The sequence below is a fragment of the Nocardia aurantia genome (assembly GCF_009604425.1).
GTDB lineage: Bacteria > Actinomycetota > Actinomycetes > Mycobacteriales > Mycobacteriaceae > Nocardia > Nocardia aurantia.
Genome location: NZ_WEGI01000012.1, coordinates 159,398 through 183,512, shown reverse-complemented (window position 1 = coordinate 183,512; position 24,115 = coordinate 159,398). Strand labels below are relative to the sequence as shown.

Here is a 24,115-nt window from a genome sequence, read left to right as displayed (position 1 = left end):
CGACTACAGTAATGGGATCATGACTGCTGCCGAACGTCCCGCCTTCTACATCACCACGGCCATCGCCTACCCGAACGGCGTGCCACACATCGGGCATGCGTACGAGTACATCTCCTCCGATGCGCTCGCCCGGTTCAAGCGGCTCGACGGGTACGACGTGTTCTTCATGACCGGCACCGACGAGCACGGCCAGAAGATGCAGCAGACCGCCAACACCGAGGGCGTGCCGGTGGAGGAGCTGGCCCGGCGCAACTCGGACGTGTTCGAGGGCATGGACAAGGTCCTCGACATCTCCTACGACCGGTTCATCCGGACCACCGACGAGGACCACACCCGCGCGAGCATCGCCATCTGGGAGGCGATGCTCGCCGCCGGCGACATCTACCTCGGCACCTACGCGGGCTGGTACTCGGTGCGCGACGAGGCGTTCTACGCCGCGGAGGAGACCACCGTCCTCGACGACGGCACCCGGGTCGCCACCGAGACCCGCACGCCGGTGGAGTGGAGCGAGGAGTCCAACTACTTCTTCCGGCTGTCGAAGTACCAGGACGCGCTGCTGGACCTGTACGAGTCGCAGCCCGATTTCATCCTGCCCGCCACCCGGCGCAACGAGATCGTCAGCTATGTGAAGGCCGGGTTGAAGGATCTGTCCATCTCCCGCACCACCTTCGACTGGGGGGTGCCGGTGCCGGAGGATCCGCGGCACGTCATGTACGTGTGGGTGGACGCGCTCACCAACTACCTCACCGGCGTCGGCTACCCGGAGACGGATTCGGCTGCGTTCCAACGGTATTGGCCTGCCGATGTGCATATCATCGGTAAGGACATCACTCGCTTCCACACTGTGTACTGGCCGGCGTTCCTGCTGTCGGCGGGCATCGCGCTGCCGAAACGGGTGTTCGTGCACGGCTTTTTGTTCAACAAGGGCGAGAAGATGTCCAAATCGGTCGGCAACGTGGTCGATCCGATGGCGTTGGTCGACGCTTACGGTCTGGATCCGGTGCGGTTCTTCCTGTTGCGTGAGATCTCGTATGGACAGGACGGGTCCTATAGTCACGATGCGATCGTTGGGCGGATCAATGCCGATCTGGCCAACGAGTACGGGAACCTGGTGCAGCGCAGTCTGAAGATGGTTGCTCGCGACTTCGAGTCGGCGATTCCGGAACCCGGTGCGTTCACTGCCGACGATACCGAATTGCTCGATCGTGCTCGCGGGCTGCTCGATCGGTGCCGTGCCGAATTCGACCAGCAGCAGATGCATCTGGCGCTCGAGGCGATCTGGCTTACGCTCGGTGAGACCAATCGGTACTTTTCCGCGCAGCAGCCGTGGGCGTTGGCGAAGGCCGGGGAGAAGGGGCGTGAGGGGACTGTTCTTTATGTGACGCTGGAGGTATTGCGGATCGTGTCTATTTTGGCGCAGCCGGTGATTCCGGGGTCCGCGGGGAAGATTTTGGATTTGCTGGGGCAGACGGGGCGTAGCTTCGCGGATGTCGCGACTCCTCTGGTCGCGGGTACTTCGCTGCCGGAACCGGAAGTGGTTTTTCCGAAGTATTTGGAGCCCAAGGGCTGAGTTCCGGGTTTGCTCCGGTAGCGCGCGAGGCACAGTGCGGTGTTGGGCCTGCTTGGGGGTGACGGGCTGTGTTTTTTGGCCTCCGCTTCGCTCCGGCGGGTTCGCGGCCCTGCGGGCCCGATCCTTCCCTCCTCCGGCTCCTCCGCTTCGCTCCCCCGCCTCCGTCAGTCCAGGATCGGGCCGGGCCGCGAACAGGAGGGCTACCCCTGCGTATCGGTGACCGTATTCAGGGGGACGGGGTTACGGCTGCGGAAATGGTGACCGGGTCCTGGGGAGTGGAGTACACACGACTGCGGAAATGGTGACCGGGTCCCGGGGAACCGGGGTATACACGGCTGCGGAAATGGTGACCGGGTCCCGGGGAACCGGGGTATACACGGCTGCGGAAATGGTGACCGGGTCCCGGGGAACAGGGGTACGGGCGGCTGCGGAAATGGGGACGGGGTCGCGGGGAGTGGGGTACGTACGGCTGCGGAGTTATGGCCGGGTCACGGGACGGGGTATGTACGGCCGCGGAAGGGTGACCGGGTTCGGGTTGGTGCGCTTTTATGGGCGCGAGCCGGCGGTGGGGAGTGGGTCTGCGCGGCACTGGTCGGCTGCGTGGTCGGGTGTGCAGGGCTTCGGTTCGGGGTCGGCGAGGGGGTAGGGCGGCTGCTCGTTCTCGTGCGGTTCACAGCCGGACGGCTTCGCGCAGTTGATGTTCACGTCGAGCACTCGGGCGCCGGGGCCCTCGTCGCCTAGGTGGTCGTGGGGGTTCACCAGTCGGCAGCTGCCGAGGGAGAGGCAGCCGCAGCCGATGCAGCCGGTGAGGCTGTCGCGCAGGCGGATCAGCTGTTCGATGCGCTGGTCCAGATCCTCTTGCCAGGTGGTGGACAGGCGTTCCCAGTCCTTGCGGTTGGGGGTGCGGCCCTCCGGCAGGGTCTCCAGCGCCTTGCGGATCTCCGCGAGCGGAATCCCCACTCGCTGCGAGATTCGGATGAAGGCCACCCGCCGCAACGTCTCCCGGGCGTATCGTCGCTGATTACCGCTGGTGCGGCGGCTGGTGATGAGGCCCTCGCGCTCGTAGAAGTGCAGGGCGGAGACGGCGACCCCGCTGCGCTCGGACAGCTGCCCGGGGGTGAGTTCCTTCGCCTGCCACGGTTGTGGGGGTGTCATCGGCTCGTCCCCGTCCGGCGGGGTTCGCGGCGGTGTGCCGCCATCCCGCGTATCCGGTTCCGAGCTCTGGACATAACCTCAATATTACTCGAGGTTCGCCGGTCGGCCGGGCGTTTCGGACAAGCTGTGACATTCGACAAGCCGGTGCGTATCCGGGTATCAGCGGTTGTCACAACGAACAACGTGCGGGAACCGTGTGTGGTTCCCGCACCCAGCGAATTTCGTGCCAATGCGGCTTCGTGCCAGTACGGTCGGGTTCATGGGAACGAAGGCTGTGCCGCCGGCGCGACCGTTTTCCGTGACATCCGAGGTCGGTACGCTGCGGACCGTTCTGTTGCACCGGCCCGGGGACGAACTGCGGCGGCTCACCCCGCGCAACAACGATCAACTGCTGTTCGACGCCATCCCCTGGGTGGAGCGGGCCCAGCAGGAGCACGACATCTTCGCCGAGGTGCTGCGCGGCCGCGGCGTGGAGGTCCTGCTGCTGGCGGATCTGCTGGTGGAGACCCTCGCGGCCAGCGGCGCCGGGCGCAGCATGGGCATCACGGCCGCGGTCGACGCGCGGCGCATCGGCCATTCGCTGGCCAACGATCTGAAGGCCCACCTGCGCGGCGTCCCGGCGCCCGCGCTGGCCGGAATCCTCATGGCCGGCATGACCTTCGACGAACTGCCGTTCGGCTCCGACGCCGCCTCGCTCGTGCGGCGGATGCACCACGGCACCGATTTCGTCATCGATCCGCTGCCGAATCTGCTGTTCACCCGCGACTCCTCGTTCTGGGTCGGCCCGAAGGTCGCGATCACCTCGCTGGCGCTGCCCGCGCGGGCCCGCGAGACCTCGCTGACCGACCTCGTCTACGCGTTCCACCCGCGCTTCCTCGGTGTGCGGCGGGCCTACGAATCGCACACCGCCCCGATGGAGGGCGGTGACGTGCTGCTGCTCGCCCCCGGCGTGGTGGCCGTCGGGGTCGGCGAACGCACCTCACCGGCCGGTGCCGAGGCGCTGGCCCGCAGTCTCTTCGAGGACAATCTCGCCCACACCGTCCTGGTCGTCCCCATCGCCCAGAGCCGCGCGACCATGCATCTGGACACGGTGTGCACCATGGTGGATACCGACGCGGTGGTCATGTACCCGGCAGCGCAGGACTCGCTGCACGCCTTCACGATCCGCACAGAGGAGGACGGTACGGTCGGTATGCGTGGGCCGGACCCGTTTCTGCCGGCCGCGGCGCAGGCGATGGGCATCGACCGGCTCCGGGTGTTCGACACCGGTCGCGATCATGTCACCGCCGAACGAGAGCAGTGGGACGACGGCAACAACACCCTGGCGCTGGCGCCGGGCGTGGTCGTTGCCTACGAACGCAACGAGAACACGAACGCGCGCCTGTCCGATGCGGGTATCGAGGTACTGACGATCCCCGGCTCCGAACTCGGCTCCGGCCGGGGCGGCCCGCGCTGCCTGTCCTGTCCGTTGCTGCGCGACGAGGTATGAGGTGATGCTGGATATTCCGGTCGACCACAACAACGCGGCGGTTCCGCCGTACGAACAGCTGCGGCAGGGCATCATGGCCCGGGTCCGCTCCGGCGAGCTGACCGCCGGCACCAAGATCCCCACCGTGCGCGGGCTGGCGGCACAACTCGGGCTGGCGCCCAACACCGTCGCGCGCGCCTATCGCGAGCTGGAGCAGGACGGGGTGCTGGAGACCCGCGGCCGGCTCGGTTCCTTCATCGCCTCCACCGGCGACCCGACCCGCGATGCCGCCGGCCGGGCGGCCACCGAATACGTGGCCGTGATCCGGCGCCTGGGCCTCGACGACGAGGCCGCGATCGACTATCTGCGGCTCGCCCTGCGGGAGTAGTCACCGCCAGCTGGGCAACCACAGATGGTCGTGCCAGCTGTCGGTGGTGATCGGCAGGGCCGTGAGGATCGGCCACAGCCAGATGAAGTTCGCGATCACCAGCGCGAGATACAGGCACACCAGCAGCAAGCCGAGACTCTGCCGCTCGCTGGCCACCAGGAAGCGATGCCCGCCGGGTATGCGCAGGATCGGGGCCGGGCCGAGGATGTCGCCGAGCACCAGCGCGAGCCCCATCACCAGGAACGGCGCCATCGGTACCGCGTAGAAGTAGTACATCTGCCGGTCGAGGGTCAGGAACCACGGCAGCAGTCCGGCGCCGTAGCCGACCAGCATCGCGGCGTACCGCCAGTCCCGGCGGGTCGCGATCCGCCAGATTCCCCACGCCAGCATGGGCAGCGACAGCCACCAGATCGCCGGCGTGCCGATCAGCATGACCGCCTTGACGCACACCTGCTTGCCGCAGCCGGTGGAACCGGTGTCGGCGTAGTAGTACAGCATCGGCCGCAGGCTCATCGGCCACGACCAGGGCTTGGACTCCCACGGATGATGGTTGCCGGCCGAATTGGTCAGGCCCTCATGGAATTTCAGCGATTCGCCCTGGTTGTGCCACAGCGAGCGCAGCGCGTCGGGCACCCAGGACCAGGTGCCGCCGACCCCGACCGCATTGCCCACCGAATACCGGTCGTAGCCGTCCTCGCTCGCGTACCAGCCCGCGTAGGTCGCCAAATACACCAGCAGCGGAATCGCGACCAGCGCGTACAGCGCCGGCCCGACATCGCGGACCAACGTCCCCGCCCACGGCTGCGGCACCCGGTACCGCCGCCGCGCGGCGACATCGAACGCCACCGACATCAGCCCGAAGAACGCGATGAAGTACATCCCGGACCATTTGGTCCCGCAGGAGAGCCCGAGCAGCAATCCGGCGCCGAACCGCCACCAGCGCACCCCGAGCCGGGGGCCGTACGGGCTGAGCGTGCTGCGCCCCTCCGCGTACACCCGGGCCATCCGCCCCAGCACCTCGTCGCGGTCGACGATCAGGCAGCCGAACGCGCCCAGGACGAACAGCGCCTGGAAGATGTCGAGCATCCCGATCCGGGACGAGACGAAGGTCGTGCCGTCGGCGATCAGCAGGATGCCCGCGGCGCCGCCGAGCAGCGTGGACCGGGTCATCCGGCGGGTGATCCGGATGACCAGCGCGATGATCAGGCAGCCGGACAGCGCGGCGGTGAACCGCCAGCCCGTCGGTCCGTAGCCGAACATCGCCTCGCCGATGGCGATCATCTGCTTGCCCACCGGCGGGTGCACGATCAGCCCGTACGCCGGGTTGTCCTCCACCCCACCGCCGTGCAGCAGCTGCCAGGCCTGCGGCGCGTAGTGCTTCTCGTCGAAGACCGGGGTTTCGGCGTCGGTCGGATAGTTCAGATTGGTGAACCGGGTAACCGCCGCGATCACGGTCAGGAATATGGTGACCAGCCAGCCCCGCATCCGATCGTGCGGCCCGAAGTCGAGGGTGGGGCGCAGCGGCGCCGGACTGGACAAGGCCGGGCCCGCACCGATCGGCGGCCGAACGTCGGTCAGCTGGGTCACGCCCCCGATGGTATGTCGTGACAACACGACAGTTCGTATCGAGACGACAAAGACCAGCGGCCGTCGATACCGTGCGGTCGGCCGGATGTTCGGCACGACACCGCGCGCCGGGGCGGGCCACTGTGCGGGTGGTGCCGAGATCACGGCATCCACCCGAATCCGGCGACGTGCGCCGGCGGCCGATCGACGACGGAACCAGCCGTACCGATGGCAATCATGATGACCAGAGCGAAGCGAGTGGCCGAGGGGCCGAGCGGACGGCGGAGCGCAATCGTCCGGAGCGTTCGTCCGCACACGTATGTTCAAGTTGTGACAACTCGACGTCCGCAGGCAGCGGAGCATGACGGTAGCGACCACGTGTTCGTATCCGGCGAGCTCGGCCTCGGCGATCAGGTGCCGGACGCGACCGGAGAACATCCCGACGCGGAACCCCCGCTGGTACCTCCGCGGCCGGGCAGCAGTCACGGTGGCCGGCTGGTGCTGGCGGCGACACCGATGGGCGACGTGGGTGACGCGTCGCAGCGCCTACGGGCCACTCTGGCCACGGCCGATGTCGTCGCCGCCGAGGACACCCGCCGCACCCGGTCCCTGGCCAAGGCCCTGGACGTCACCATCACCGGCCGGGTCGTGAGCTTCTACGACCATGTGGAGGCCGCCCGGATCCCGCACCTGCTGGAGGAGATCGAAGGCGGCCGAACGGTCCTGCTGGTCACCGACGCCGGAATGCCGTCGGTCAGCGATCCCGGCTACCGGCTGGTCGCCGCCTGTGTAGCACACGGTCTCCCGGTCACCTGCCTGCCCGGCCCCTCGGCGGTGACCACCGCGCTGGCCCTGTCCGGCCTGCCGATGGAACGGTTCTGCTTCGACGGTTTCGCCCCGCGCAAATCCGGCCAGCGCCGGGAATGGCTGCGCACGCTGAGCACCGAACCCCGCGCGGTCGTCTTCTTCGAGGCCCCGCACCGCCTCGCCGACTGCCTGGCCGACGCCGCCGACGTCCTCGGCGGCGACCGCCGCGCCGCCGTCTGCCGCGAACTCACCAAGACCTACGAGGAGGTCGTCCGCGGCACCCTCGCCGAACTGGCGGAATGGGCCGTCGCCGGCGTCCGGGGCGAGATCACCGTGGTCCTGGCCGGCGCCGAACCGGTCGCGGCCGACCCCGCCGACCTCGTCGGCGAGGTGGAAACCCTGGTCGCCACCGGCATCCGCCTCAAGGACGCCTGCGCACAGGTCGCCGCCGGCACCGGCGCCTCCCGCCGCGAACTCTACGACGCCGTCCTCGCCGCCCGCACCGACTAGTCGGACTCCTGGCGGCGGCAGTCACGCGGAGGCGCCGCGGGAACTGTTCGAACTGAAACCCTTTGCGGCACAGTCGGTCACCGCGCCGCTGGAGATCGCGGCGAGCCGGCCGGCGATGTCACCACCTCGAGCGCACCCGCGCACCGGTCATCGCGATGGCGCCGCGGCGCCGAGTACCCCCGCCACAGCCGAACGCCGGCTGCTCGATCGGCGAATTCCGAGGGCCACTCGGCCTCGGCGGCGCGTCGCCGATCGCCCTGGTGAACCTCGCATCGGCTGGCGGTGCCCTCGATCGACCGCATCGGACCCGGGCCGGTACCGAGCGGATCGGCGATCCCGGACCGCCGAAACACCACGTCGGACTCGGGGCCGGTACCGAGCGGATCGGCGATCCCGGACCGCCGAAACATGGTCCGCCCGCGCCGTCACGGTCAGGACCGGCGGTCCACCAAGGCCCAGGACGCGGCGGCCGCAGCAGCGGACACGGCGGCAACCGACGGCCAGGCGCCAATTTTCTTGGCCAGTGGGTGCGACGCCCCCATCGCACCGGCCGACAATCCGGTCAGCGCCACCGCGCCGCCGACCCCGGCCACCTTCCGCCAGCGCGGCACTGCCGCCCCGACCGCCGCGATGAACACCAGCCCACCGAGCTGCCGCTTCTTCGTCGCCTGAGCGAGCGCGAAACCCCCGGTGAGTCCACTGGCGACCAGCAGCGACGTGGGAATCCGAGCCATCTGAAATACCTCCCGCACATGATCGAATCGAGCCGACCCGACCTTACGCGCCGCGGGTGACGCGCCCGCCGCCGCGACCCGCACCGCGTCGCCCGACCTCTTTCGGCCGGCCGTCCGCCACGCCCTCCCTCGATTCGCTCCAATGATGCTGCTACCCAGGCCGATCGGCCACGCGCCGCCGATACCGACTGGCCGACTGGCCGACTGGCCGACTGGCCGACTGTAATCTCAGGGGCCGACGACGTGCACCGCGTGTAGCCCGTGCACGCGAGCGCGACAAGTGGCCGGTCCCAGCGCAATTCGGAGCCCGCCGGCCCGGCCAGCGACATCGGTCCGCGGTCACCGCCTGATCCGTGACCGCAGCCGGTCCCCCCGGCCCGGCCGGAAACATCGGTCACCGCCTGATCCGTGACCCCAGCCGGTCCCGCCGACCCGGCCGGAAACATCGGTCACCGCCTGATCCGTAACCGCAGCCGGTCCCGCCGACCCGGCCGGAAACATCGGTCACCGCCTGATCCGTAACCGCAGCCAGTCCCCCGGCCCGGCCGGCGACATCGGTCACCGTCTGATCCGTGACCGCGGACCGGCATGCGCAGAGGACCGTCGCCCGGACTGCGCCGGCTCGTGCGCCGCAGCCGCCGGTATCTCGGTGGTCAGAGCTGTGAATGGGGATTCATGATGCGTTCCAGCGCACGGAGATCCGACTCGAGCGAGTAGAAGGCACGCCGGGCGATGGTGCGGTCGGCGGTGGTGGTGGTGCGGTCGGCGGCGGTGGTGTGGCCGGCGGCGACGAGTTGCGGTTAGTACCAGCGCAATACGAAGAAGGTGGCATCGTGATCACGAAATCGGTGGGTACCGATCGGGTGACCACGATGGCACGAACAGCGTTCCGCCCCAACCTTTTTCGCTCGACAAAGGCCCGGACCGGCCGTGAGGCGCGGCGCGCCACCCGGCTCAGCGCCGGCGGCCGTCGCCCAGGCCGTAGTAGAAGCGGTCGTTGGCCTTGCGCATCGCGAACTCGTACGGGAGCGCGAATTTGCGCGACACCCAGTAGCCGAACCGGACCTCGAACGAGGTGTGAATCATGAAGCGGTTGCGCTCGATCCCGCGCAGGATCAGGTCCGCGACGTGCTCCGGCGGGGCGGCGCGTTCCTGGAACCGGCGGACCCAGCGCTGCACCCGAGGGTCCTCGCGGTCGACGCCGGCGATCTCGACGGTCTGCACCAGATGGGTGTTCACCGCGCCGGGCACCACCAGGTGCACGGTGATGCCGTGCCGGGCCAGGTCGAAGCGCAGCACCTCGGACACCCCGCGCAGGCCGAACTTGCTGGCGCTGTAGGCGGCGTGCCAGGGCAGCGCCAGCAGACCGGCGGCCGAGGACACGTTGACCAGCGCGCCGCCGCGTCCGGCCCGGGTCATCGGCGGCACGAAGTTCTCGATCACGTGGATCGGGCCCATGAGGTTCACGTCGACCATCTGCCGCCAGTGCCGGTGCTCGAGATGCTCGACCGTGCCCCAGGCCGATACCCCGGCGATGTTCATCACCACGTCGAGGCTGCCGTGCCGGTCGTGGACGTCCTCGGCGAACGCGGTCACCGCGTCGTAATCGGTGATGTCGAGGGTGCGTTCGGCGAGTACCTTGCCGCCCGCTCGCTCGATCGATTCGACGGTGCCGGCCAGACCCGCGGCATCGATGTCGGTGAGCACGAGTTCCGCGCCGAGCCGAGCGGCGGCGAGGGCGGTGGCCCGCCCTATCCCGCTGGCCGCACCGGTGACGAGAGTCTTCTTGCCGCTGACGGATTTCAAGCGATCACGCACGCGTTCCTCGGGGGTCGTGGCGGCACCGGGACCTCTGCCCTGCCCGATGCCGGCGGAATTTCCACTACTGCCCAGGAGCATACGGCTTGAACAGCCCGCGCGGCCCGAAGGCGGCGCAGTTGCACCCGCTGCTCGCGCCGCCGAATTCCGATCCGTTCAGCCCGCTTGTGGCAGAGCACGGCGGAACAGCCGCTCCGATGGCGCCGGCCACGACGGACCAGCACCGGCCACCACCGACCCACCCGATCGCGGCGGCCGACACACACGCCGAGCGGCACGAACCACCCCACTCACGGCGACCCGACACCCCAAGCCCGGCACTTCGGACCCCCCCCTCACGGCGACCCGACACCCCAGGCCCGCCGCCACAGACCACCCTGCTCAAGGCGCCCGACACACCATGCCCGGCACCCCGGACCACCCCGTCGCGGCGGCCGACACCCATGCCCGGCATCCCGGACCACCCCTCACGGCGGCCCGACAACACAGGCCGGCACCTCGGACCAACCGCTCACGGCGGCCCGACAACCCAGACCCGCCGCCACGGACCACCCCACTCACGGCGACCCGACACCACGCCCCGCACCTCGGACCACACCGTCGCGGCGCCCCGACGCCCCATGCCCGGGGCGCTACGGACCACCCCCTCGCGGCACCCCGACACACCTCGGGCGGCACGGATCACCCGCGCCCGAGCACCGCCAGCATCCGGGCGACCGCGGTCGGCCACGGGAACTGCTCGGCGCGGCTGCGCGCGGCATGCCGTCGCCGGTCCGGGTGCAGGGCCAGCACCTCGTTCACCGCGTGCGCGAACGAGGCGGGATCGTTGTCGGCCACCGCGCCGCAGTCGGCCGTCACCATGTCCGCCAGCGCCGACGACCGGCTGGCCACCACCGGGGTGCCGGCGGCCAGCGCCTCCAGTGCCGCCAGCCCGAAGGTCTCGTGCGGGCCCGGCGCCAGCGAGACGTCCGCACTGGCCAGCAGCGTCGCCAGTGCCGTCCGATCCGCGACGAACCCGGTGAAGTGCACGGCCGGTCGCCCGTCCGGCAACGGGGTCAGCGACCGGGCCCGGCGCTGCAGCGATTCGCGGCGCGGCCCGTCGCCGACCACGATCAGGCGCGCGTCGGTGCCCTCGCGGTGCAGCGTGTCCAGGGCCTCGATGCTGCGATCGACCCGCTTCTCCACCGACAGCCGGCCACAGTGCACCAGCAGTGGATGATCGGTGCCGCCGAGTTCGGCGCGCAGCGAGCCGTCGCGGCGGTGCGGGTTGAACATGTCGAGGTCCACGCCCAGCGGCACCAGCGCCGCGTTCGGCGCGTCGATACGCTGGAACTCCTCCCGCGCGAATTCGGTGGTACAGACCACGATGTCGTAGTCCTGCGCGGTCCGGCGATTGGCGGCGTCGGCGGCGCGGCGGGCCAGCGGACCGGGCAGCACCTGGCCCAGCAGCCGGTCGAGCCGCTCGTGCGAGATCATCAGCCCGGTCACGTCCCGCCGCCGGGCCCACCGTCCGAAACCCCGCAGCGTCAACCGGTCCGAGACCTCCAGCGCGTCGGGCCGCAGCCCGGCGAGGACGTCCGCCACCCGGCGGGGATTCGCGGCCCGATATCCGCCGGTCCCGGGAATGCCGATCGCCGGCACGGTGATCCGCAGCACCCCGGTGTCGAGCACCTGTTCCGAACGCTTGGCGCCCGGAACGATCAGCACCACCTCATGCCCGGCCGCGGCGTAACCGGAGCCGAGATGATGCAGCGCGGTGCGAAGTCCGCCCGAACGCGGACCGTAGAAATTCGCGAGCTGCACGATGCGCACACGCACGAATGGTGCAAGGCCACCGAACCCGGCGGGTCAACGGGACGTGAATTCCCGTGGAAAGCTCACCGACCAGAAGGTTCGCGAGCGGGCGTCAGACCTTCGGGGCCCGGGACATGCCGGGCAGTTCCAGGTCGAGCGGAATGCGGCCGGCGGCCAGATGCGCCTCCACCTCGTCGGCGGGCAGCGGCCGGGCGATCAGGAAGCCCTGCGCTCGGTAACAGCCCAGGCCGACGAGCGTGCGGGCGGCGACCGCGGTCTCCACCCCCTCGCCGACCACCCCGAGCCCGAACGAACCGGCAAGTCCCACAATGGATTTCACAATGGCGAGATCGTCCGGATTGGCGCCCAGGCGCTGCACGAAACCGCGATCGATCTTCACCGCGTCCACCGGCAACGCCTTCAGATGCGACAGCGAGGAGTAGCCGGTGCCGAAATCGTCGATGGCGATCTGCACCCCCATCCGCTTGAGCCCGCGCAGCGTGACCTTGGTGCGGGCCAGATCCTGCACGACCACGTGCTCGGTGATCTCCAGGCACACCGAGCTGCCGTCGATGTCGTGCCGGCGCAGGATGTCCTCGATGTTCTCCACGAAGTCGAGGCTGACCAGCTGCACCGGCGACACGTTGATCCGGATCACCACATTGGAGGCCAGTCCGTGCCGCCGCCACTGTGCGAACTGCGCGCACGCGGTGCGGATCACCCAGCGGCCGAGTTCACCGGCCAGATTGGTGGCCTCCGCGACCTGCACGAACGCCCCCGGGGGTAGTAGGCCGCGGGTCGGGTGCTGCCAGCGCACGAGCGCCTCCAGCGCGACGATCCGGCCGGTCCGCAGGTCGACCTCGGGCTGGTAGTGCAATACCAGGGAGCCGTCGGCGACCGCCCCGCGCAGGTTCAACTCCACATCGTCCTGGAGTTCGAACTCCGCGCGCATGGCGTCGGTGAACACCGCCACGCCGTTGCCGCCGCGGGACTTCGCCGACAGCAGCGCGTGGTCGGCGCGGCGCAGCACGTCGGCGACGGTCGTCTCCCCCGGACTGCCGACCGCCACGCCGACACTGGCGCCGCGGCTGACCGACTCGCCGCCGACGGTGACCCGCCGGCCGATCAGCTGCTGCATCCGGGTCGCCTCCAGTTCGGCGGCGACGGCGTCCATCGGCTTGGCGGGCACGATGACGAATTCGTCACCACCGAGCCGGGCGATCATGTCCGCCGGATCGAGATGCTCGCGCAACCGCGCGGACAGGGTGCGGATGAAGTTGTCGCCGGCGGTGTGGCCGAGGAAGTCGTTCAGCGCCTTCAGCCGGTCCAGATCCAGGAAGAAGGCCGCAACCGGGCCCGGACTGCCGGCCTGCAGACGCTCCTCCATGTACTTCAGCAGCGCGCGCCGGTTCGCCAGGCCGGTCAGATCGTCGTGATCGGCGATGTAGCGCAGCCGCTCCTCGGCCACCACCCGCGCCTGCAACTGCGCGAACAGCGCCGCGATGGCCTTCAGGACGTTGAGCTCCCGGGTGCTCCAGGCTCGGTCGCCGGCCTTGATGAAACCGAGCACACCGGTGGACTCACCGCGCGACAGCAGCGGCACCGCCGCCGAGGTGACGTTCGGAATGCCGGTCGCCCGGCGGATCGTCGCCTGATAGTCGATGTCGGCCGAGGTGATCAGGAACGGCTCGGTGGCGTGCTCCAGCGCCTTGAAGACCGAATCGGCGTCCTCGAAATAGATGGTCTGCAACGGGTCCGGATCCGGCACCTCGACCCGGCGCGGCCATTCGGCGACCAGAACCGTGGCCCGGCGGTCCCGATCGGTGTGCCGGAGATAGCTGAAGTCGACGTCGAAGTACTCGATCAGCAGGGCCAGTACCCGCTCGGTCGCGGCGACCATGGTGGAGGCGTCGACTCCCATGAGCTCGGAGGCGACCTCCGTCACCAGTGAATCGAGCGTACGCCGAGGCACTCTGTCTCCGATCACGCTAGCCGCTGTGGTGCCACAACCACGGACGCCGCAAACTACGGACGGAAGCCGCTGCTGCCGCGTAGCTCAGGCGAAGCACCAATGCCATGGTCTCATGCTCGGGCACTCCCAGTAGATCGTTGAAACCGCTCTGGAGTGAGGTCAGTGTAACGGCGAAGTCGGACGAGATCGCGGTCAGTTCGCTGGGGCGTCGTGCGTACAGGAACACCGGCGACATCGGCTGTACCGCCAGACCCAGCCGCCCGGCCGCGATCCACAACCTCTGCACCGCCGCCCCGGCCTGTGCGTAGGCCCGCAGATCATCATCGCGACCGGGCGTCGGCATGGTCACGGCGATGATCGCGGCGGAGGACGCCATCCGGTCCCGGGTGTAGTCGCCGAGGGCCGCGCCGGCATTCCAGGAATGCAGTTCGGCGATGATGTCCGAACGTTTGCCGAGCTCCATCGCGGCCTGCTCGTCGGGGGCCAATTCGAGGCTGCGGACATCGATCCCGGTGTGCAGGTCCTCCTCGGGCCACCGCAGTTCGGCGAACATCTGCTGATGCAGATGCGGGGTGAGATAGCGGATCCGATCCGACTCGGCCAGCAACTCCGCGACAGCGGCGATCTCGTCGCGGGTGGTGACCGCGCGCACCCGGCCGCCCTCCGCCTCCGCCGCGGCGGACAGCTCGGCGAGCAGCGCCGGAGACAGCTCCACCCCGTTGCCCGGCTGCCGGTTGGTCTCGCGGGACAACGCCCCTGGATAGTCGGCGGCCAGTTCCGGATCGCTGCCGTCACCGAAGCGCAGGACCCCCGTCAGCGGCGCCCCGGCGTCGGTGATCAGCCGGTGCGGCCCGAGCAGCCCGTGGGCGGCGGCCGCGACCCGCGCGTTGTAGAGAGCGGCGCCGACGGCCACCGCACTGCCGCGATATCCGACGTCCATCGTCACCGAGTGCGCCGGGTCGAGCGCCACCGTCAGTTCGGCGGCATCCGCGTTCATCGTCCACGGCTGCACATTGCCGCCCGACGGAGCGCGCTGCGCGCAGGCCAGGATCCGGCCCACCGGATCGCCGGGATCGGGTTCGGCGGGCAGGCCGGGCGCCTCCGCCGCATCGAGTGGGGCCGGTTCGGCCGTCTCGTCGAGCAGCCGCTCCACATCGATGCGGACCCGCCCCGACGGCAGTTTGCCGCCCAGCCCGATCCGCCGGACGGCGTGCACGACGTTGCCGCTGCCGGCCAGCACCTCGCTGCCCAGTTGCGGCCAGCTGAGCAGGGTCTGGTCGACCTCGGCCATGCTCGCGCCCATCCGGGCCGAGATCTCCTTCGGATCCAGGATGCGGACCACGTACGGCGCCTTGTCCCGGCTGGACAGCCCGCGCAGGTCGGCCGCGGAGACATCGCCCATCAGGCCGTGCAGCGGCAGCCGGTCCGGTTCCAGGTCGAAGCGCTCGATGTCGAGCAGGCCGCGATCGCTGGTGTCCATCAGCACCGGGATGCGGTGGCGGCGTGCGCTTTCCCGGACCAGCACCTTGATGTCCAGCGAATCGCATTCCTCGACGAGGATCGACAATCCGCCCACGAACTCGTCCACGGTGGACGCGTCCACACCGGCCTCGAAGATTTCCACGGGCAGATACGGATCGAGTTCGGCAATTCGCCGGGCCGTCACCACGGCCTTGTTCACACCGATATCGAAGACCGTCGCCGGAATTCGATTCAGATTGGACAATTCGATGGTGTCGAAATCCGCCAGGCGTAACCGCCCGCAAACCCCTTCCAGCGCCAGCGCGTACGCGACGGAGTGACCGACGCTCTGCCCGACGACGCCGATCGACAGCGTCCGCAGCCGTTGCTGTTCGATCGCTGTGAGCTTGTTGCGGTTGCGGTCCAGCCGGACCGCGTGGAAGTCGGGCGCCGCGAGCAGCCCGACCAGCCGCTCCCGCCACGGGTAGTACACCCAGCGGCCGGCCTCGGCACCCATCGGATGTCCCGAACGCGCCGCGATCCGGGCGAGTTCGGCACGCAGCAGCGGCCGCAGGTCGGTGACCTCGATTTCCGGGCGCGCGCGCAACTCCGCGAGGGTGCGCGCGTCGGCGGGATCGGTTTCGTCCAGGATCGAGGGCCGGTACGTCGCGTACCGGTCGGGTGGAGTCGCCATCTCAGGAACGACCTCCGGGCTGGATGTGCCGTTCGCCCGGATCCAGCCCCAGCTCGCGCCATTCGGCGCGCAGCAGCGCGTACTGCGACGCGGTGGCGTGGGACCGGTAGGACTGCGCGTCCCACAGAACGGGAACCGTGCGATAGCGATCGTCGGGATAGGAGACGGCGGTCACCTCGGACATCGCCACCCCACCGGCACAGCGATGCCGCTCCACGGTGAACGTCGCCACCGTGCAGAATCCGTACGGAACGCCGAACAGCAACGGGCCGTGCGCGATACAACGCGAAACCGCCGCGGCCAGCGCGCCACGCTCCGGATGGTCGCGCGCCACCCAGGCGCCGCGAGCCTCCACCATGCCCGACCGGATCCGCTCCGCGACCACTCGCCGCAGGTAGGAGCCGCCGGGCTGATCGGCCCACGGCCGCAGCGAATCGACCTCGCCGACCTCGAGATACGGCCCCTGCAACCGGACTCCGGCGACCACCGCGCCGGTGCGGTCCACCGCGGTGCAGAACAGCGACGTGGTCAGGCCGTCGCGAGTCTGTTCGATGTCGAGCGCGCGCTCCACCCCGTAGTGGCGATAGGCGCGCAGCGCACCGTCGAGATAGCCCGCCCACAGGTCGGGCCGGGACGAGACGGTGGCGATGTGAAAGATGCATCCCGACTTGGCATCCCGGAAGCTGCTCGCCTCCGGACCGGGGTCAGCCGCCGGGTCGACCGCCATCGTATCGACAGTCATAATGATTTCCTACTCTGTAACTCACGCGGGCACATGCCCGCCCGGACCCGGCCGACCGGCCACGGGGGGCCGGATTCGTATGCGGGTCGCCTAGGCAGTATCCGCCATTCCGCTGGCGTTGACCAGATGTCCGGCAAATATTCCGAAACCTTGCCGAGGCGAGCAGATTTCAGCAAGACCACGGCGCGGTAGCGCGCAACAGGACAGAATGTTAAGACCAGTCGGTTCCAGCTTGGTTACCGGGGGGCTACCTAAATGAGAATGGAGATGAGCAACTCCACCTCGGAGACACCCCGCCAGATCTCGATTTCCTCGCGGTAGGCCCGGGTGATCTCGGCGGATGCGGTGGCGTCGTCGACCTGGGCCCAGACGTCCTCCACCGGATCGTGGTAGTCGCCGTTGGGCTCGAACCGGGCGTAGACCCCCTTGGGCACCCGGGCCAGTACGTCGCCGATCGGCACGGTGTCCGACGACGCGTAGTCGTACCCGATCAGCACGTTGTAGTTGCCCGCCGGATCCGGCACGTACACGGTGAACAGCGGCCGTCCCGCCGCGGTATCACCCTGGTCGCCCAGCTCCGTATCCCCCCGGTCACGCAGCCGATCCCGCAGGAACTCGATCAACTCCCCGTTGCTGACCTTGAAACTGGGCCGCACCCGCGGCACCACCAACCCCCCGAACACGGCCTCCGAACGCACCACGATGGAGTAGGTCATCGCGGCTCGACCGCCAGATACAGGTCGATCCGGTAGGCGTGCGGATAGAACTCGAAATCACCGGTGAAGCTCCGCCGGATCTGCCGATGCTCCTCGGCGTAGGAGATCTGCGTCCACAGATCGGTCATGATCTCGGGAAAGTTCCCGACCGAGGAGAACCGCGCATACGTCCCCTTGGGTAGCCGCGCCACGATATGCCCCCGCGTGACCGAGTCGAACGAGGCACATTCGTACCCCACGATCTGCGTGTTGTACGTGCTGAGATCAGCCGACCAGTCGGTGTAGGCGGTCGCCAGCGGCCCGCCGAGCTCCTGATGCAGCACCGCCGCCCAGGCCGCCTCCAGGTCGCGATCCCGCAATTCCCCGAGCGGCCGCTTCGGGCTACGCACCGGCAGGCCGGCGACCCATGTCTCGTCTCGCTCGATGATCTCGAACTGCATGGAAGGACTCTCTCGCACGAATCGTGTCGGCTCCGCGCAACGCGTCGCCACCTCGCCCGCCGGCCGTCCGGCCGGAACCGTCATGCTACCAACCCGCGCCGACCGGCATGACCGACAATCACCAGGTCGATCGCCCACCGACCCACACCCGGAACACCACACTCCGCACCGCACGACGTCGCACGTGCCGATGCCATCCCGCCACCGAGCCGAACACCACAGCGAACAAACAGCTACTGAATACCGCCTGTAACGGACATCGTAAGCGCACCCTCCCAGCACCCCTCCCGCTCCCCCTGTGATCGAATTCTCCCGTGCACCGCACCCTCGCCGAGCTGGAGGCGGCGCTGATCGATTGCCGCGCCTGCCCCCGCCTGGTCGCCTGGCGCGAACAGGTGGCCCGCGAGAAGCGCGCCGCCTTCCGCGACCAGACCTACTGGGGCCGCCCGGTCCCCGGCTTCGGCCCACCCGACGCCCGCATCCTGATAGTCGGCCTCGCCCCCGCCGCCCACGGCGCCAACCGCACCGGCCGCATGTTCACCGGCGACCGCAGCGGCGAAGTCCTCTACGCCGCCCTGCACGCCGTAGGCCTGGCCAACCACCCCACCGCCACCTCGATAGACGACGGCCTGCAATTATTCGGCACCCGCATCACCTCCCCCGTCCACTGCGCCCCACCCGACAACAAACCCACCCCCACCGAACGCGACACCTGCCGCCACTGGCTGGTAGACGAACTACACCTCCTCACCCCCACCCTCCGATCGGTAGTCGTCCTAGGCGCCTTCGGCTGGCAAGCCCTACTCCCCGTCCTAGCCGCCGCCGGCTGGACCATCCCCCGCCCCCGCCCCACCTTCACCCACGGCGCCCACTACACCCTCGAGCCCGTAGCTCCCCTGGAAACCCCGTTGGAGCTGTTCGGCTGCTACCACGTAAGCCAGCAGAACACCTTCACCGGCCGCCTCACCCCCCACATGGTCGAACAGGTCCTGACCCGGGCCAAAGCCGCCGCAGGCCTCCCCTGACCAGCCGATTCGGAGTCTCCCCAACCCACCTGCTACAGTTCACCAGCGTGGTTCGGCAACGTTCCACACGGGGCTATAGCGCAGTTGGTAGCGCGTCTCGTTCGCATCGAGAAGGTCAGGGGTTCGATTCCCCTTAGCTCCACCACGAAAAACGCCGCAGGTTATCGACCTGCGGCTTCTTTTTGTCTGCGAGCAATATTGTCGAGTTGGCAGCTGAGCTGCGAAAACAGTCCTGAGTGGTGGTTCGAACCCCCGAGGGGTTGTGAATTCAGAGTTTGATGTGGCTGTTGCGGCTCTTGATGTGTACTGGTGCTGTGTTGGCCTCGTTATAGATCTGGCCGCTCGGGTAGGTAGGGGCCCGCCGGTTTGGCTGTCGCTGCCGTTGGGTGTGTCGCCGGACTCATCTTCGTTTCTCTTTGGCGATGTTGATGATCGCCCGGCTGAGTCTCTGCACATCGGAGGGGTTCTTGAGCTCACTGGTTACGACGATGCGGTGTTTGCGTTTTCGGACATGCCAGCCTTTCTGTGAGCGGTGGTCATTGTCGCCTGCATCTGAGGTGGTCAGGTGGTCAGCTGCTGTTCCCAGTCGGCGAAGCGTTGCCGCATCGCTGCGATGGTGGCCGTGCTGACCCCGTAGGGGGTGAAGTCTCGGTCGGGTATCCGCTGCAGGTAGGACAGAGACTCGGCGAACATATTCGGGTCGAATCCGGGATTGTGTTCGGCGGCGATCGTGAGCAGTTGGTCGCGGGTGTAGCGTCCACTGACCAGGATCGCGTCGATGTCGAGGTAGTCCCGAGGTGCCCATCGGTTGAACAGGGCGTCCATTTTGCCGGCGACCGCGTCGTCGGGGTGAAGGACCGGGCCTACTTCCAGAATCACCGGAGATCGGGCTCGCCAGAAAACGCCGAGGTCGACCTTGGCGGCGTGCCCGTCCGGAAAGGTGACCGCCATCTGGACCAGATCGGGGGTACGCCGGACGACATCGACGGTAAGTTCCGCGCGCTCGAAGGCGGAGATCACATCGTCGGCCACTTCGCCTGGTGTGCCGCGGACGTCGGAGAACAGGTCGACATCCTCCGATGGCCGCGACCCCATGCCGTGCAACGCGACGGCATGACCGCCGCCGAGGACGAATCCGCGGTTGCCGACGACATGGAGTGCGATGCGTGCCAGCTCGTGTTGGCGAGGGTCCATCAGGCGGCGGCCCGCAGTTGCGGGAAGTGTTTTTCCCACAGGGCGCGGACGGGCCGTGCGGGCCGCATCTGGTTCCAGATCGCGGTCAGCAGCCGTCCGTTGACCAGTTCTCGCAGGTGTTGTTTGGTTCCTTCCTCGAGGACGATTTTGTACACCGCGGTGCGGTCGTATTCGTCTTCCAGATCGAACTCGGTGCGACCGCCCCAAGCCAGTTCGACCGGCAGCTCGAGCCCCCCGTGGTCCGGGCCGTGTAGCTCAGCCAGGGAGTCGACGACCTCATAGGGTTTGACCTCAGCAAAACTGAACGGTGTTGGAGTGTGCTCGGACATGTTCATAGTCTGCCGCAGGCGCCTTCGCAGGTAAACCGACCGGCTGTTGGATATTGTCGACGAAGGTCGGGATCCAGGCGCGGGCCACGCGCCCCTTCAAGGGATGCCGAGCCCTTTGCGTGGGTCCGGGGGCCGAGCCCGGTGTATCCGGGTGCACACTCAACCCTAGCCCTCGATTGATCATGCTGATCTGCGGTGGTGGTGTGCGGGAATGGCGAAGGGTGCTCTGAGCTGCGATAATTCGATTTGTCTAGGATCGAATTCGCTCCTGATTGCGGCCTGCCCCGCCAATGAGGCGTTGCCCTTTTGCACCCGCAGGGGGTGCGCGCTGTGCGGTCGGAAGAGCGATGCCCTGGTTTGTGCTGTGTTCCTCCAGTACCGCCTGAGGACATCACTCAGCTGCGGTTCTGGCCACGCCGACCCCACCCGCCGGATGCCGTACCAGGCGCTCGGGGCAGATTTCGGCTTCGATAGCCCCAGGAAGGCCATACCGGCCTGGCTCGCCCGCATATCCCACGTGGCCGGCAGCTGCTGAATCATGGTTTCCACGAGCACGGTGCTGTGGTCATGCATCCCGAAGTTCGTTGTCTGCATGGGGATTTCCGCCTCGGATGGGATTACGCCCTACATACTTGGCAAAGGGGATCGCCAGCTCCCATAAACGTTTTCGCACCGATCGGCAGTGCCCCACGATTTCCGGATCCATGGTCACGGCCATACCCGCAGGCCGACCTTTGCGGTCGACGAGGTTGAATCCAACCTGCTCGTCGTCGAACAACCACCAATCATCCGACGGCACGTCTCCGGCCAGATGGCGTGGCACGTATCGAATGTCCTCACCCACTGCGATATTGCCGGCGGTAATCGTGAGCAACCAGTGCTGGTAGTCCGAATGAGGCTGTGTCACCACCCGAGCCCGACTGATGTGCACGCCACGTGCGACCGTGTCGCGCATGAACCGAATCCAGGGCCGTGCGGCGTAGTCGTCCGCCATAGGTTCACCGTTCAAGAACCGGCGCAGTGGCTCGGAATCGGACGGCGTTGCGTAGGAGTCCCGCACTTCGAGATGGAAGGCGCTGTGCTGACAGGCACGGAACGGATCGTCAGCGTCGTCGCCGTGGAGTAGCAGCACCGTGGAAGGTCCTCTCTCGCTTCGGCACCTCGATGGCGGCTTCATTGTCGTTGTTTCAACGGGTCTTCATCCGTGACCGGATGCCCGGTCAGGGTGTTCGTCCCGCGCCCGGGATCCGTCAATCATGGCGGCGATGATGGTATCCGGCTCAGCGAGACCTGGCAGCAGTTCCAGTGCCGGATCCTGGTCCGCCAAGAGCAGAGCGGTCTCACTCTGAATTCGATGCCGGGGTGGCGGCGCTCACCGCGCAGCATGTCCAGGTACGAGATGAGTGGCAAGTATGGAGATGCCGGGCGGTGCCTGCCGCAGGTAAGGCCATAGGCCGTGGCAGTAGCGCGTGCTGGAGCGCCACGGATACACACAGGATCTCCACAATCAGGCCGGTTCATCTCCACATCCACCCCATAGGGTCGATGTCATGGAGGACAGCTTGCCGGGTGTCGGGCGGCGGATTCTGGTGGTGGAGGACGAGCCCACCATCGCCGAATCGGTGGCCGCCCGGTTGCGTGCCGAGGGGTTTGTCGTGGATCTCGCTCATGACGGGCCCGCCGCGGTGGTGGCCGCGGAGCGGTTCGGGCCGGATCTGGTGGTGCTGGATGTGATGCTGCCCGGTTTCGACGGGTTGGAGGTGTGCCGGCGGATCCAGGGGAGCCGGCCGGTGCCGGTGCTCATGCTCACCGCGCGCACCGACGAGACGGACGTGCTGGTCGGGCTCGGGGTCGGGGCGGACGACTACCTGACCAAGCCGTTTTCCATGCGGGTGCTCACCGCCCGGGTGCATGCGCTGCTACGGCGGGTCGAGCGCACCGCCGATCCGGGTGCGACGATCGTCGTGGGTGATCTGCGGATCGATGTCGATCAGCGTCGGGTGTGGCGTGCAGACCTCGAAACTCAGCTGACTCCACTGGAATTCGATCTGCTGGTGCAGCTGGCGCGGCGGCCGCGTACGGTGTCGACCCGCGAACGCCTGCTCAGTGAGGTGTGGGGGTGGACGGACGCGTCGGGCACCCGCGCGGTGGACTCACATGTGAAGGCGTTGCGCCGCAAGCTGGGCGCGAAGCTCATTCGCACGGTGCACGGTGTCGGTTACGCGCTGGAGGGGCCGTGAGTTCCGGGTGGCGTGGCCGGGCGGCTGCCCGGATGTCGGCACGGTTACCTCGGCCGCTGGATCGGATACCGTCGATCAAAGTGAAATTGGCCATCCTGATGGTGGTTTCGGGCGCGATCGCCTTCGGGTATTTCGCCTGGACCATCGGCTGGCTGCCGCAACGGACCACTCTCTATGCCACCGCCCTCGCTTTGGTGACCTCACAGTTCCTGGCCCACGGCATGACCCGGCCGTTGCGGGAGATGACCACCGCGGCCGGACGGATGGCCAAGGGGGACTACTCCCTTCGTGTCCGAGCCACCTCTCGCGACGAGGTCGGGCAACTGGCCGAGGCGTTCAATCGGATGGCCGCCGATCTTGCCGCCGCCGAGCAGCAGCGTCGTGACTTCATCGCCAACGTCTCGCACGAATTGCGCACTCCCATCACGGCATTGGGCGCGGTGCTGGAGAACCTGGTCGACGGTGTCGCCGAACCCGATCCGGCCACCCTACGCATCGCGCTCGTTCAGACCGAACGGCTCAGCCGGCTGGTCACCGAACTGCTCGCGTTGTCCAGCGTCGAAGCGGGCGCCGTGCGCCTGCGGCTGGAAAGCACTGCGTTGCAACCTCTCTTGCACGAGGTCGTCGCCGAGGCCGAGGTTCTGGCCGCCGCCGTCGACCGGCCGGTCCGCTTCACCACCGACATCTCCTCCCCGGACCTCACCGTGCGCGCCGACCGCGCCCGCCTGCATCAGGTCCTGCTCAATCTGCTGGACAACGCGACCCGGCACGGCCCGGCGAACGGCCGGGTCCACATCGAAGCCCGCACCCGGCCCGGCCAGGTTGTGATCGAGGTCCAGGACGAGGGCCCCGGCATCCCGGTCGCCGATCGGGCCCGCGTCTTCGAGCGTTTCAGCCGTGGTCGCACCGACAACGGCGGTACCGGTCTCGGCCTGGACATCGCTCGCTGGATCGTCGAACTGCACGGCGGCACCATCGCCGTCGCCGATCCGGGCTCCCGCATCCGCGTGAGCCTCCCCACCGGCTGAATCGACTCGATCAGGACGACCCAGCTCGGCTCGACCGCCGGGCCGGTCCCGCACACCTATGGAGATTCCATGTCCGACCTGATACCCCCGACCGCTTCCGAGGATTCGACCCCGGAACCCGGACGGCGACAACGAAAACGACCACCGGTCAATACCGTTCAGCGTATGACCGCTCGCCCGCGGTCCGGCTCCGCTGAGCCACAGCCGCCGAGTGTCGTGGCGGAATCGGCTCAGTATCCCACCGGGCCGGATCCGGCCGCGCGACCTTCCTCGGGACCGTTCGCCCCGATCCCCGGTACCGGTTACCCGCCTTACTCGTCCGGTCCTCGATACCCGAGAACTGCAGCGCCGCAGCGTGTCCCACGCCGGTCGGAGTGGGTGCCGATGCCGCGTGGGGCGATGTCGGCCGTACTCGTCGCCGGACTCGCCGCGGTGCTGTTCGTTCCACTGAATCGCCCTGGAAT

Annotated in this window: 19 protein-coding genes, 1 tRNA gene and 1 pseudogene; 8 read left to right on the top strand and 13 right to left on the bottom strand. The window is 68.3% G+C overall.

Annotated features, from left to right (window positions below; translation table 11 throughout):
- Positions 1-19 precede the first annotated feature (19 nt).
- Positions 20-1,570, top strand: coding sequence for a methionine--tRNA ligase (gene metG / locus NRB56_RS27100; RefSeq protein WP_153347037.1), 1,551 nt, complete (start codon positions 20-22; stop codon positions 1,568-1,570).
- 693 nt (positions 1,571-2,263) lie between these two features.
- Here metG and soxR read toward each other — a convergent pair.
- Positions 2,264-2,725: pseudogene (soxR, locus tag NRB56_RS27095) on the bottom strand (redox-sensitive transcriptional activator SoxR); the annotation flags it as partial.
- Positions 2,726-2,984: 259 nt separating this feature from the next.
- Here soxR and NRB56_RS27090 point away from each other — a divergent pair.
- Both NRB56_RS27090 and NRB56_RS27085 read left to right on the top strand, forming a co-directional pair.
- Positions 2,985-4,214: an arginine deiminase gene (locus NRB56_RS27090; RefSeq protein ID WP_153347035.1), complete on the top strand. Its 1,230-nt coding sequence runs from the start codon at positions 2,985-2,987 to the stop codon at positions 4,212-4,214.
- Between the two features lie 4 nt (positions 4,215-4,218).
- Positions 4,219-4,581 (top strand): GntR family transcriptional regulator, encoded by a 363-nt coding sequence (locus NRB56_RS27085; RefSeq protein ID WP_153347033.1) that lies wholly within the window; start codon positions 4,219-4,221, stop codon positions 4,579-4,581.
- Here NRB56_RS27085 and NRB56_RS27080 read toward each other — a convergent pair whose 3' ends face one another.
- The gene (locus NRB56_RS27080) at positions 4,582-6,168 is read right to left on the bottom strand and encodes a dolichyl-phosphate-mannose--protein mannosyltransferase (protein WP_319943589.1); all 1,587 of its coding nucleotides are present in this window, start codon (positions 6,166-6,168) and stop codon (positions 4,582-4,584) included.
- 435 nt (positions 6,169-6,603) lie between these two features.
- On the opposite strand from NRB56_RS27080, the gene rsmI reads away from it, so the two are divergent.
- Positions 6,604-7,464 carry a 16S rRNA (cytidine(1402)-2'-O)-methyltransferase gene (gene rsmI / locus NRB56_RS27075; protein WP_227838406.1) on the top strand — a complete coding sequence of 287 codons (861 nt, stop codon included), beginning with the start codon at positions 6,604-6,606 and terminating at the stop codon, positions 7,462-7,464.
- 431 nt (positions 7,465-7,895) lie between these two features.
- Here the strand turns inward: rsmI and NRB56_RS27070 are convergent, their stop codons facing one another.
- From NRB56_RS27070 to NRB56_RS27035, 8 genes are all read right to left on the bottom strand, one after another.
- Positions 7,896-8,198 carry a hypothetical protein gene (locus NRB56_RS27070; RefSeq protein ID WP_153347030.1) on the bottom strand — a complete coding sequence of 101 codons (303 nt, stop codon included), beginning with the start codon at positions 8,196-8,198 and terminating at the stop codon, positions 7,896-7,898.
- Positions 8,199-9,152: 954 nt separating this feature from the next.
- Positions 9,153-10,016, bottom strand: coding sequence for an SDR family oxidoreductase (locus NRB56_RS27065; protein ID WP_319943588.1), 864 nt, complete (start codon positions 10,014-10,016; stop codon positions 9,153-9,155).
- Positions 10,017-10,697: 681 nt separating this feature from the next.
- The gene (locus tag NRB56_RS27060) at positions 10,698-11,828 is read right to left on the bottom strand and encodes a glycosyltransferase (RefSeq protein WP_319943587.1); all 1,131 of its coding nucleotides are present in this window, start codon (positions 11,826-11,828) and stop codon (positions 10,698-10,700) included.
- Between the two features lie 94 nt (positions 11,829-11,922).
- Positions 11,923-13,755: a putative bifunctional diguanylate cyclase/phosphodiesterase gene (locus NRB56_RS27055; protein ID WP_319943586.1), complete on the bottom strand. Its 1,833-nt coding sequence runs from the start codon at positions 13,753-13,755 to the stop codon at positions 11,923-11,925.
- 43 nt (positions 13,756-13,798) lie between these two features.
- Positions 13,799-15,937, bottom strand: coding sequence for an Rv1355c family protein (locus NRB56_RS27050; RefSeq protein WP_153347027.1), 2,139 nt, complete (start codon positions 15,935-15,937; stop codon positions 13,799-13,801).
- Position 15,938: 1 nt separating this feature from the next.
- A complete protein-coding gene (locus NRB56_RS27045; RefSeq protein WP_153347025.1) occupies positions 15,939-16,679 on the bottom strand; it encodes a hypothetical protein in 741 nt (246 codons plus the stop codon).
- A 251-nt stretch (positions 16,680-16,930) separates the two neighbouring features.
- The gene (locus tag NRB56_RS27040; RefSeq protein WP_153347023.1) at positions 16,931-17,395 is read right to left on the bottom strand and encodes an effector binding domain-containing protein; all 465 of its coding nucleotides are present in this window, start codon (positions 17,393-17,395) and stop codon (positions 16,931-16,933) included.
- Entirely contained in the window at positions 17,392-17,835 is a 444-nt protein-coding gene (locus NRB56_RS27035; RefSeq protein ID WP_153347021.1) for a GyrI-like domain-containing protein, read from the bottom strand. Before NRB56_RS27035 ends, NRB56_RS27040 begins: the two co-directional genes overlap by 4 nt.
- 314 nt (positions 17,836-18,149) lie before the next feature.
- On the opposite strand from NRB56_RS27035, the gene NRB56_RS27030 reads away from it, so the two are divergent.
- Complete coding sequence (locus NRB56_RS27030; RefSeq protein ID WP_319943585.1) at positions 18,150-18,860, top strand: uracil-DNA glycosylase; 711 nt, start codon at positions 18,150-18,152, stop codon at positions 18,858-18,860.
- A gap of 69 nt (positions 18,861-18,929) precedes the next feature.
- Positions 18,930-19,005: transfer RNA gene (locus NRB56_RS27025), tRNA-Ala, on the top strand.
- Positions 19,006-19,421: 416 nt separating this feature from the next.
- On the opposite strand, the gene NRB56_RS27020 is transcribed toward NRB56_RS27025, so the two are convergent.
- The 3 genes from NRB56_RS27020 to NRB56_RS27010 form a co-directional block, all read right to left on the bottom strand.
- Positions 19,422-20,054, bottom strand: a complete 633-nt coding sequence (locus NRB56_RS27020; RefSeq protein WP_153347019.1) for a nucleotidyl transferase AbiEii/AbiGii toxin family protein — start codon at positions 20,052-20,054, stop codon at positions 19,422-19,424.
- On the bottom strand, positions 20,054-20,383 hold the full coding sequence (locus NRB56_RS27015; protein WP_153347017.1) for a hypothetical protein: 330 nt from the start codon (positions 20,381-20,383) through the stop codon (positions 20,054-20,056). The genes NRB56_RS27020 and NRB56_RS27015 overlap by 1 nt, the downstream gene beginning before the upstream one ends.
- Positions 20,384-20,948: 565 nt before the next feature.
- Positions 20,949-21,515, bottom strand: coding sequence for a DUF6879 family protein (locus tag NRB56_RS27010; protein WP_319943584.1), 567 nt, complete (start codon positions 21,513-21,515; stop codon positions 20,949-20,951).
- Positions 21,516-21,933: 418 nt separating this feature from the next.
- Here NRB56_RS27010 and NRB56_RS27005 point away from each other — a divergent pair, with 418 nt between their 5' ends.
- Together NRB56_RS27005 and NRB56_RS27000 are read left to right on the top strand one after the other, a co-directional pair.
- Positions 21,934-22,623, top strand: coding sequence for a response regulator transcription factor (locus NRB56_RS27005; protein ID WP_153347014.1), 690 nt, complete (start codon positions 21,934-21,936; stop codon positions 22,621-22,623).
- A 32-nt stretch (positions 22,624-22,655) separates the two neighbouring features.
- Positions 22,656-23,651 (top strand): HAMP domain-containing sensor histidine kinase, encoded by a 996-nt coding sequence (locus NRB56_RS27000; RefSeq protein ID WP_153347340.1) that lies wholly within the window; start codon positions 22,656-22,658, stop codon positions 23,649-23,651.
- The last annotated feature ends 464 nt before the right edge of the window (positions 23,652-24,115 follow it).